General features: G+C 71.9%; 11 protein-coding genes. 9 read left to right on the plus strand and 2 right to left on the minus strand.

Annotated features, from left to right (window positions below):
• From E1293_RS39700 to E1293_RS39720, 5 genes are all read left to right on the plus strand, one after another.
• Positions 1–758 (plus strand): PP2C family protein-serine/threonine phosphatase (locus E1293_RS39700; RefSeq protein ID WP_207939370.1); only part of this gene is annotated, 758 nt, incomplete at its 5' end.
• The gene (locus tag E1293_RS39705) at positions 755–2,053 is read left to right on the plus strand and encodes a VWA domain-containing protein (protein ID WP_132204092.1); all 1,299 of its coding nucleotides are present in this window, start codon (positions 755–757) and stop codon (positions 2,051–2,053) included. The genes E1293_RS39700 and E1293_RS39705, both read left to right, overlap by 4 nt.
• 5 nt (positions 2,054–2,058) lie before the next feature.
• Positions 2,059–2,790, plus strand: a complete 732-nt coding sequence (locus E1293_RS39710) for an FHA domain-containing protein (protein WP_132204094.1) — start codon at positions 2,059–2,061, stop codon at positions 2,788–2,790.
• On the plus strand, positions 2,787–4,301 hold the full coding sequence (locus E1293_RS39715; protein ID WP_243717263.1) for an MCP four helix bundle domain-containing protein: 1,515 nt from the start codon (positions 2,787–2,789) through the stop codon (positions 4,299–4,301). Before E1293_RS39710 ends, E1293_RS39715 begins: the two co-directional genes overlap by 4 nt.
• Positions 4,302–4,318: 17 nt before the next feature.
• Positions 4,319–5,146, plus strand: coding sequence for a glutamate ABC transporter substrate-binding protein (locus tag E1293_RS39720; protein ID WP_132204096.1), 828 nt, complete (start codon positions 4,319–4,321; stop codon positions 5,144–5,146).
• Positions 5,147–5,153: 7 nt separating this feature from the next.
• Here the strand turns inward: E1293_RS39720 and E1293_RS39725 are convergent, their stop codons facing one another.
• The gene (locus E1293_RS39725) at positions 5,154–5,504 is read right to left on the minus strand and encodes an STAS domain-containing protein (RefSeq protein ID WP_132204098.1); all 351 of its coding nucleotides are present in this window, start codon (positions 5,502–5,504) and stop codon (positions 5,154–5,156) included.
• A gap of 412 nt (positions 5,505–5,916) precedes the next feature.
• Between E1293_RS39725 and E1293_RS39730 the strand changes: the two genes are divergently transcribed.
• The 4 genes from E1293_RS39730 (at position 5,917) to E1293_RS39745 (ending at position 9,126) form a co-directional block, all read left to right on the plus strand.
• Positions 5,917–6,588 carry a lysophospholipid acyltransferase family protein gene (locus E1293_RS39730; RefSeq protein WP_132204112.1) on the plus strand — a complete coding sequence of 224 codons (672 nt, stop codon included), beginning with the start codon at positions 5,917–5,919 and terminating at the stop codon, positions 6,586–6,588.
• A 52-nt stretch (positions 6,589–6,640) separates the two neighbouring features.
• Complete coding sequence (locus E1293_RS39735; protein ID WP_132204100.1) at positions 6,641–7,339, plus strand: hypothetical protein; 699 nt, start codon at positions 6,641–6,643, stop codon at positions 7,337–7,339.
• 123 nt (positions 7,340–7,462) lie between these two features.
• Positions 7,463–7,645, plus strand: coding sequence for a hypothetical protein (locus E1293_RS39740; protein WP_132204102.1), 183 nt, complete (start codon positions 7,463–7,465; stop codon positions 7,643–7,645).
• A 131-nt stretch (positions 7,646–7,776) separates the two neighbouring features.
• On the plus strand, positions 7,777–9,126 hold the full coding sequence (locus tag E1293_RS39745) for a flotillin family protein (RefSeq protein ID WP_132204104.1): 1,350 nt from the start codon (positions 7,777–7,779) through the stop codon (positions 9,124–9,126).
• A gap of 54 nt (positions 9,127–9,180) precedes the next feature.
• Here E1293_RS39745 and E1293_RS39750 read toward each other — a convergent pair.
• Positions 9,181–9,896: ATP-binding protein (locus tag E1293_RS39750; RefSeq protein WP_132204106.1), on the minus strand; the 716-nt coding region annotated here is incomplete at its 5' end.

Below are 9,896 nucleotides of genomic sequence, written 5' to 3' on the forward strand. Positions count from 1 at the left end.
GGGCCGGCGGGGCGGCGGTCAGTGATGTCGGGTTGCGGCGCAGCCGGAACGAGGACGCGTTCGCGTTGGCGGCGCTGCCTGCGGGGGCGTGTGCGGTGGTGTGCGACGGGGTCGCCACGGCGCCCGGGTCGGAGGAGGCTTCGCGGCGGGCGGCCGATGCGGCGGTGGCCGTGCTCACCGGGCGGCTTGAGGTCGGAATGGACGCGCGGGGCGCGATGCGGGCGGCGGCGGAGCGGGCCGGGGAGGTCGTGGCCGGGCTTTGCGACGACCCTGACGAGGCGCCCGCGTGTACGTTCGTGTCGGCCGTCGTCGACGAGGACGGGGTCACCGTCGGGTGGGTCGGCGACAGCCGGGCGTACTGGGTGTCCGCCGCCGGGTCGTCCCGGCTGACCAGCGACGACTCGTGGGCCACGCGGATGGTCGAGCAGGGTGCGATGAGCGCCGAGGACGCGTGGGCCGACAGGCGGGCGCACGTGCTGACGGCGTGGCTCGGGGCGGACGCGGGGCAGGTCGAGCCGCGGGTGGCGGCGTTCCGTCCGACCGGGCCGGGGCTGGTGGTGGTCTGCAGCGACGGGCTCTGGAACTACCTGCCGAAGCCGGACGGCCTCGCCGCCGTGGCGCTGGCCGGACGGGACGGTCCGCTCGGCGCGGCACGGCGGCTGCTGCGCGCGGCGCTGGACGCGGGCGGGCACGACAACGTGACGGTGGCGGTGATCCCCTGTCCGCCGCCAGGGGCGAGCAGGGAGCGGGGCAGATGAGCGACTTTCCGGAGTTCACCGTGAAGGTGGACCAGAACCCCTACCTCCCGGACGGCGGACGGGAGATGCACGCGATCGTGTCCGTGGCGGCGCACGGGTCCGGCGGGGGCGGCGGACGGGCTCCGGCCGCGGAGATCATCATGATCGACACGTCCGGGTCGATGTCGTACCGGGGCAAGATGGCGGCGGCGAAGCGGGCGGCGCGGGCTGCGGTGAACGTGCTGCGCGACGGCGTGCACTTCGCGGTCGTGGCCGGTGCGAACCGGCCGCGGATGATCTACCCGCAGGGGGAGCGGCTCGTCGAGGCGAGCGACGCGTCCCGGCGCAGCGCGGTGAACGCGGTGGGGCGGTTGGAGGCGGCCGGGGGGACGGCGATCGGGTCGTGGCTGCGGCTCGCCGACCGGCTGTTCGGCGCGCACGAGGCCGACGACGCCGTCAAGCACGCCATCCTGCTGACCGACGGGAAGAACCAGCACGAGTCGGACGAGGAGCTGGACGCGGCGCTGCGCCAGTGCACCGGATCCTTCCTCTGCGACGCGCGCGGCGTCGGCACCGACTGGGACGTCGCCGAGCTGCGCAAGATCAGCTCGGCGCTGCTGGGCGGGTTCCTGGACGTCCCCGACCCGGCCGACCTGGAGGCCGACTTCCTCGCGATGACGCAGGCCGCGATGAGCAAGGAGGTCGCGGACGTGACACTGCGCCTGTGGACGCCGCAGCAGGCGCGGCTCCGGTTCGTCAAGCAGATGGTCCCGGCCGTGGAGGACCTGACCGGCCGGCGGGTCGAGTCGGCGACGCAGACGGGCGACTACCCGCTCGGCGCGTGGGGGAACGAGAGCCGCGAGTACCACGTGTGCGTCGAGGTGCAGCCCGGCGACATCGGACGGCAGATGCGGGCGGCGTGGGTGAAGCTGGTCGCGGGCGACGAGGTCCTCGCGTCCGGGAACGTCCTCGCCGAGTGGACCGACGACGAGGCCAGGTCGACGCGCATCAACGGGCGGGTCGCGCACCACACCGGCCAGTCGGAGCTGGCCGACGCGATCCAGGAGGGCCTGGAGGCGCGCCGGGAGGGCGACGAGGACACCGCGACCGCGCGGCTCGGACGGGCCGTGGTCCTGGCGCGGGAGGTCGGCAACGAGCAGATCTCCGGCCTGCTCGACCGGGTCGTGGACGTGGTCGACGAGGCGCGCGGCACCGTGCGCCTGAAACGGGACGTGGCCAAGGCCGACGAGATGTCGCTCGACACCCGCTCCGTCCGGACCGTGCGGACCAGGCACGGCGACGAGGCAGGGGGCTGAGACCCATGCCGGTCTGCCCGAAGGGGCACACGTCCCAGGACACCGAGTACTGCGACGTGTGCGGTGACCTCATGGACGGCGTGCAGCCCGCCGCGCTCGGCGGCGAGCCCGAGCCCGCCGAACCCGCGAAGCCCGAGACGCCCGCGAAGCCCGCCGACTGCCCGCGTTGCGGGACGCCCCGGTCCGGACGCTTCTGCGAGGTCGACGGCTACGACTTCGAGACCGGCACCGTGTACACCGTCCAGCTGTCCGCGGCGGGTATCGCGCAGGCGGTGCCGATGGTGCCGAAGCAGCGTCCGCCCAGCTCACCGCTCATAGCGTCCGGGCCGCACGCGCTCGTCCAGGCCGACCGCTCGTACTTCGACGCGGTGGTCGCGGAGATGGGGCCGGACGCCACGGGCCTGGCGTTCCCGCCGTACTGCCCGGAGCGCCGCGTTCCGATGAGCGGCGACCAGGTCCGCATCGGGCGGCGCAGCACCTCGCGCGCGCTTCTGCCCGAGATCGACCTGAGCGCGCCGCCCGAAGACCCCGGCGTCTCGCATCTGCACGCCGTCCTGCTCCCTCGGCCGGACGGCGCCTGGAACCTGATCGACCCCGGTTCGACGAACGGCACCACGGTGAACGGCGGGACGGAGCCGATCCCGGTGAACGTACCGGTGCCGGTCGGTGACGGCGACCGCATCCACGTGGGCGCCTGGACGACCATCACGCTGTCCCTGCAGGAGGGCACGCCATGACGATGAGTCCCGCACCGCCCGCGGCTCCCGCACCGCCCGCTCCGGAGCCGCCGGAGCCCGCCGACGTGGCGCGGCACCGCAGCGGCCGGCTGAGGACGTTCGTCCGCGGGCGCTGGCTGAAGACGATCCCGGGCCGCATCCGCGCGCATGTCGTGCTGTGCCTGGCCGCGCTCGTGGCGCTGCTGGCGGTCCTCACGGTGGCGATCGGGAACGCGCGCGACTCCGTCCAGACGATCGGGCACGACGCGGGCCCGCAGGTCGTCGCGACCGGCACGCTGTACTTCGCGCTCAGCGACATGGACGCGCAGGTCGCCAACATCCTGCTGATCGGCCGCGAGCACGACCTCGGCATCGGCTATGACGAGACGCTGCGGGTGTACGAGAAGCGCCGCGCGGAGGCGGACGCGGCGGCGGTGCAGGCCGCGCAGCTAGCCGGCCGCGATCCGGCGCTGAAGCGGACCGTCCAGGAGGTGCTGGACGGCCTCGGCAAGTACGAGCGGCTCGTCGGCCAGGCGATGCAGCTCGACGTGCAGTCGGACCACGCGCCGGGCGAGACGCCGACGCAGGTCGTGGACGCCTACCGGCAGGCGACCGACCTGATGAAGCTGCAGCTGCTGCCGAAGGCGTACAACATCACGCTCGACACGGGCTCGCATGTCCGGCAGTCGTACGAGACGAAGCGGTCCGCGGTGCTGACGGGGCGCGCCTGGGTCGCCCTCACCGGCCTCGTCGTGCTGCTGCTCCTGATCGCCACGCAGCTGTACCTGGTGCGGACGTTCCGCCGCGTGCTCAACCCGGCGCTGGTCCTGGCGACGCTCGCGACGATCGTGCTCACCGCCGTCGGGGCGGGCCTGCTGACGGCGCATGCCGGGCATATCAGGAAGGCCAAGGACGACGGGTTCGCCTCGATCCTCCAGCTGTCCCGGGCCCGCGCGATCAGCCACAGCGCGTTCGCGGACGAGAGCCGCTACCTCCTCGACCCCGGCCGCGCCGACACCTACGAGCAGACGTACCTGGACAAGTCGCTGTCGGTGATCTACCCGGACCTCGGCGACAAGCCGGTGAACCTGGAGAACTACTACGCGGGCCTGGAGCAGAAGGTCGCCGCCTACAAGCCGGGCGACAAGGCCGTCCCGTTCCTCGGCTTCTTCGGGGACGAGGCGCGCACGACCGACAAGGGCCGTGAGGCCGACGCGCTCGCGAAGACGCTGGCGGCGTACCGGACCGTCCAGCGGAACGACGCGCGGATGCGGCAGCTCGCCTCGGCGGGGAACCGCGCGGGGGCCGTCGACCTGCGGATGGGCCGCACGTCCAACGCGATCCGCGACTTCGACGCCTACGACGCGGCCCTGTACGCGCTGACCACCGTCCACCAGGACGCCTTCGACAAGGCGATCGAGGACGCGGACGGCGGGCTGCGCGGCTGGAACGCCGTCCCGGCCACCGGCGCCGCCGTCATCGCCCTTCTGATCTTGGCGGGGGTCCGTCCCCGGCTGGCCGAATTCCGCTGACCGGAGGAGAGCAAGCCATGCGCGCCATCCGAGCGACCGCCGCCGCGCTGACCGCGGCGCTGCTGCCGGCGCTGCTGTCCGGCTGCGGCCTGGGCGCCACCGAGAAGAAGTCCGTGGCCGACAAGGACTCCCTGGTCATCGGCGTGAAGGAGGACCAGCCCGCGCTCGGCGTGAAACGCCCCGACGGGACGTACGAGGGCTTCGACGTGGACGTCGCCACCTACGTCGCGGGGAAGCTCGGCGTCCCGAAGGGCAACCTCACGTTCAAGACGACGAACTCCTCGGTCCGCGAGGAGGCGCTCGCCAAGGGCACCGTCGACATGATCGTCGCGACGTACTCGATCACGGCGAAGCGGAAGATGAAGGTGACGTTCGCGGGCCCGTACTACGTCGCCCACCAGGACACCTTCGTCCGCGCGGACGCCACCGCGGTCAAGGACGTGCGAGACCTGAAGGGCAAGCGGATCTGCGAGGTGACCGGCTCCAACTCCTGGCGCCGCGTCATCGAGGAGCGCAAGGTCGACGCGAAGCCGGTCACGGTGAACACCTACGGCGCCTGCATGGACGCCCTCGCCGCCGGCAGGCTGGACGCGGTGTCGACCGACGACCTGATCCTCGCCGGCTTCGCCACCGGCCGCCCCGGCCGGATGATCAACGCGCCGTTCACCGACGAGAAGTACGGCGTCGGCCTGAAGAAGGGCGACCTGCGTGGCTGCGAGGAGGTCAACCGCGCCATCACCGACATGTACCAGGACGGCACGGCGCAGCGGCTGCTGGCCAAGTGGTTCGGCAAGTCGGGGCTGAAGCTGACCACCAGCGTGCCCCAGTTCGAGGGCTGTACCTGAGCCCGGGCTACGGGGTGGTGGACGGGAAGGCGACGATCGCCTCCCGCAGCGTGTCGTGGATCGGGATGAACTTGTCGATCCCGGTGATGCGGAAGACCCGCTGGACGCGCGGCGGCAGCGCCACCAGCGCCAGGTGCGTGCCGTGCTCGCCGGCGCGCCGGTTGGCGGCGACGATCGCGTTCAGGCCCGTCGAGTCGCAGAACGTGACCTCGCGCATGTCGACCACCATCGGCTCGCCCGCCTCGACGACCTCGAAGAGCGTCTCCTCGAACCGCGTGCGGGACACCACGTCGATGTCGCCCTTCACACGGACGAGCGTGCAGCGGTCGTCGCGCATCAGGCTGATGTCGAAGTCCATGGTCACCTCACGCCCTACTCCGGTGGTACCCGGCCATCTCAGGTGACTCCCCAACAGGAGGATTGCGCACCCGTGCCCGCTTTCCAAGCACTTCCCCGGAAACGGACCAGGTCGCCCGTCCCGTGCCCCGGACCGTAACGCCGGCTCGGACGCCCGTCTAGTCCTCGTCAAGACTCTACCTGACGATGCGTCCGGGGCGTCCGGATGGCTCCTGGGACCTCCGGGAAAGGCGCAATAACTTACTGTAGGGAAACTTACTTGAGGGTAAGAAATGGCGTTCAAAGTCGTTCGGCCAAGGTTTGACCTGCGCTTGGACCATTTCTGACCGTCCGTCCGGCCGGAAAGCAGGGCGCTGACCGAGGATCAGATCCGCGTAGAGGTTACAGTGGCGTTGGCGAATTCGGGAGGCTGGGTGTTCTACACGTTCATGACGCGCGTGGTGCGTCCGATCCTCTGGCTGCTTTTCCGCCCCCGGGTGGTGGGCGGCGAGAACGTGCCGAGCTACGGGCCGCTGATCGTGGCGAGCAACCACCTGTCGTTCATCGACAGCTTCATCATCCCGCTGGCCGTGCCGCGCCCGGTCACCTACATCGCCAAGGCCGACTACTTCGAGGGCGGCGGGGTCAAGAACCGCTTCGTCCGCTGGTTCCTCACCAACCTCGGGCACGTCCCGGTCCGCCGCGGCGCCCGGCGCGCCGCGATGGGCGCGCTCGAACAGGCCGCCGAGGTGCTGGAGAACGCCGGCGCGTTCGCGATCTACCCCGAGGGCACCCGCTCCCCGGACGGACGGCTCTACCGCGGCCGGACGGGCGCGGGCTGGCTCGTCCTGGAGTCCGGCGCCCGCGTCCTGCCCGTCGCCCTGGAGGGCACCGAGAAGATCCAGCCGATCGGCGCGCGCCTCCCGCGCGTGTTCGGCCCCCGCCCCACCGTGCGGATCGGCCCGCCGATGGACTTCTCCCACTACCGCGACCTGCCGCCCGCCAAGGCCCGCCGCGCCATCACCGACGAGATCGTCGAGACGATCCAGAAGATGTCCGGCCAGGAGTACGCCGCCGAGTACAACGAACGCGCCGAACAGGCCTGACCGGTGTGTCGCCGAGGGTGATTCGCCCCCTCTGCACCGTAGGGTCGCGCCCATGGCGCACAGGCTCCTCCCGACCGTCCTGCTGTCGACCGCCGTCCTCGCCACCGCGTGCGGAGGCGGCGGCGGCGAACGCGCCGCCCAGGTGCGCGGCACCGCCCGCGCCGAGGTGGCGGGCATCGGCTACACCTCCGACCAGCTGGCGCAGGCGCTGCTCACCGGACCGCCCGGCTACCGCCGCGCCGGGGAGCCCGACTCGGGGGAGTACGGCTCGCTGAAGGCCATCCAGAACTCCGCCAGGCTCCAGCGGGAGGCGACCCTGGACAAGCCCCGCTGCGGGACGGGACGTCCCGGCGGCGACGTGGCGGGCGACGTCCCCGCCGCGCTCGTCTCGTTCACGGGCGGCGGCGGGCAGACCGCGACCGAGACGCTGATGGGCATGTCCGCCGCCGACGCCGAGAAGCAGGTCAACGCCCGCGTCCCGACCGGCTGCCTGAAGTTCCGCACCAAGGTCGGCTCCCAGTGGGCCGAGCACCGGGTGACGGAGGCGCCGAAGGGCGACATCGGCGAAGGCTCCCGCACCGTCGGCGTCACCACCGTCGCCGGCACCGCCCACACCCGCACCTGGTACGTCGTGTTCAGGGGCCGCCACTACCTCGCCACGGTCACGGTCTTCGGCCCGAACGCCACCCGCGCCGACGCGGAGCGCCTCGCCCGCGAAGCCGAAAGCCAAGTGGAACGCGTCCTGCGGTGAGTCACGAGGCTCGCCGCCGGTCTCGTCCAGCGGATACGGTTCGCCTTACGCGGAGCGGACGCGTGTCCCGGCTCCGGCCACGTCATTCCCCCAGGGGGTGTGTTGATCGGTAGAGAGGGCCGGGTGACCGGGCGAATCGGGCCGGGGCTGGTCGGCGAGGTCATGATCCCGATTCGCGGCGGGGTCGAGGCGTTCTACGCCCACCCCGTGGACCCGCGGGACGAGATCGGCGTCGGGGCGATCATCGTGGTGGTCGAGTACCACCCGCCCCGCACCGTGTACGTGGCGCCCGCGCTGCCGCAGTAGGGACTGTCCCCAAGCGGACACCGGAACAAGGGCCGCGGACCGAACCGAATGCGCAGCTAGCGCGTCTGATGGGAAACGCGGACGGCACCCCATGGGCCGGACGCTCTCACATTTGAAGAGGGGGAGGCCCCATGCCCGTGATCGCCGTGGCGATCGGCGCCGTCGTCGCCATCATCGTACTGATCATCTTGTTCAAGCTGGTCTGGCGGGTGGCCGAGCCGAACGAGGCTCTGATCATCTCCGGGCTGGGCGCCAAGTCCAAGGCGATCGACGGGGTGGACAGCCTCGGCTTCAAGATCGTGACGGGCAAGGGGACGTCCGTCCTGCCGGGCTTCCAGGTGTCGCGCCGGCTGCGGCTCGACAGCCGCGCCGCCAACCTCGAAGTGAACTGCGTGACCCAGCAGGGCATCCCGGTCAAGGTCCGCGGCGTGGTCATCTACAAGGTCGGGGACGACCTGGTCTCGATCGCCAACGCGGCGCGCCGCTTCCTGGAGCAGCAGGCGTCGATGGACGGCGCGATCCACGAGCTGTTCACCGGCCACCTCCGCTCCATCATCGGCAACCTCACCGTCGAGGACCTCATCCTCAACCGCGAGCGCCTCACGTCCGAGACGCGCAGCTCCGCCGCCGACGAGATGAGCAAGCTCGGCCTGGTCGTCGACTCCCTGCAGATCCAGGAGATCGACGACGAGACCGACTACATCACCAACCTCGGCCGTCCGCACGCCGCCAAGATCGCCTCCGCCGCCCGCATCGCCGAGGCCGAGCGCAACCAGGAGGCCACCGAGCGCGAGCAGGAGACCGAGCGGCAGAACGCGGCCGTCATCCGCGACACCGAGATCAAGAAGGCCGAGTACGAGGGCCAGGTGCAGCAGGCCGGCCAGCAGGCCCGGCAGGAGGTCATCCTCAAGGAGACCCGCAACGCCGAGCTGGAGGCCGAGCGCACCGAGAAGCGCCTGGAGAGCGAGGTCCGCAAGCCCGCGGACGCCAAGGCGTACGAGCAGGTCAAGCTGGCCGAGGCCGAGCGCGAGGAGCGCATCTCCTACGCCCAGGCCGCCGCGACCGAGGTCCAGCTGAAGGCGCAGCGCGAGTCCGAGGCCATCCGGCTGATCGGTGAGGCCGAGGCGGACGCGACCCGGCGCAAGGGCCTCGCCGAGGCCGAGGCGATCAAGGCCCGCGCGGAGGCGCTGGCGGAGAACACCGACGCCGTCATCGCCCAGCAGCTCGCCGAGCAGTGGCCGCAGATCGTCGAGGCGGGCGCGGGCGTGTTCGGCAACGTCGACAACATGGTCGTCCTCAACGGCGCCGAAGGCGTCGAGGACATGCTCGCCAAGGCCCTCACCCTCGGCGGCACCGGCCTCGGCGTCGCCCGCCAGCTCCTGTCCAACCTGAACGGCAACCAGCCCGCCGCGAACGGCGCCAACGGCCACACCGCCGTCCCGGCGGCCACGGTCCCGGTCGAGGCCCCCAAGGAAGACTGACACCCGCAAACCGACGAAGGCCCGGCCACCCGGCCGGGCCTTCTCACATTCCCGTCAGGTCGTGGAGGAGCGCACCGGTGCGGTGAGACTGTCCAGGTATCGGACGACATGCTCGGTGGTCTCCTGGAGGTCGATGAGAGGACGCCGCAGGTAGCGGCGCGGACCGTCCCGCCAGCAGAAGTGCTCCGGGTGCACCCACACGTTGAGGCCCGGCAGCATGACGACGGACAGGCCGTCCCGGCCTGTGTTGCGCGTCCCCACGAACCCGCGCCGCGTGACGCTGAGCAGCAGGCATTGCGCGGCGGTACCCGGGTGGACCGTGTGACGGACGCCGGGCCACTCCCGCCCCAGCGGCAGCGCGAACCAGACCGCCTTGCCGGGGACGGCCCCGGTGTGGACGCGCGATCGCGTGGCTGCACTGCCCCAGTCCGCCGTGATCGCTCGGACGAGTTCGAGCCCCTTGCCGCCCTCGTCCAGCAGCCCGGCCCTGCCCTCTCGCGGGACGGCCGTCCGCGCGCCGTCGAAGACCGACACGACGAGCTGCGGCGACGGCACCGTCCGAGCCCAGACCCACAGCTCGGGCGTGACGGTCGACCGGTCACCCGGTGCACGCCCATGCCGGAACGCGTTGGTCGCGGTCTCCGACACGGCGAGCTTCCCGTCCTCGATCAGGTCCCGGCCGAGCCCGAGCCGCGACATCGTCTCCTGCACCAGCCGCCGCGCCACCGCTGGCCCACCCTCGTCCCCCGGCAACCGCCACGCACACGCAC

The sequence above is a fragment of the Actinomadura darangshiensis genome (assembly GCF_004349235.1).
Classification (GTDB): domain Bacteria; phylum Actinomycetota; class Actinomycetes; order Streptosporangiales; family Streptosporangiaceae; genus Spirillospora; species Spirillospora darangshiensis.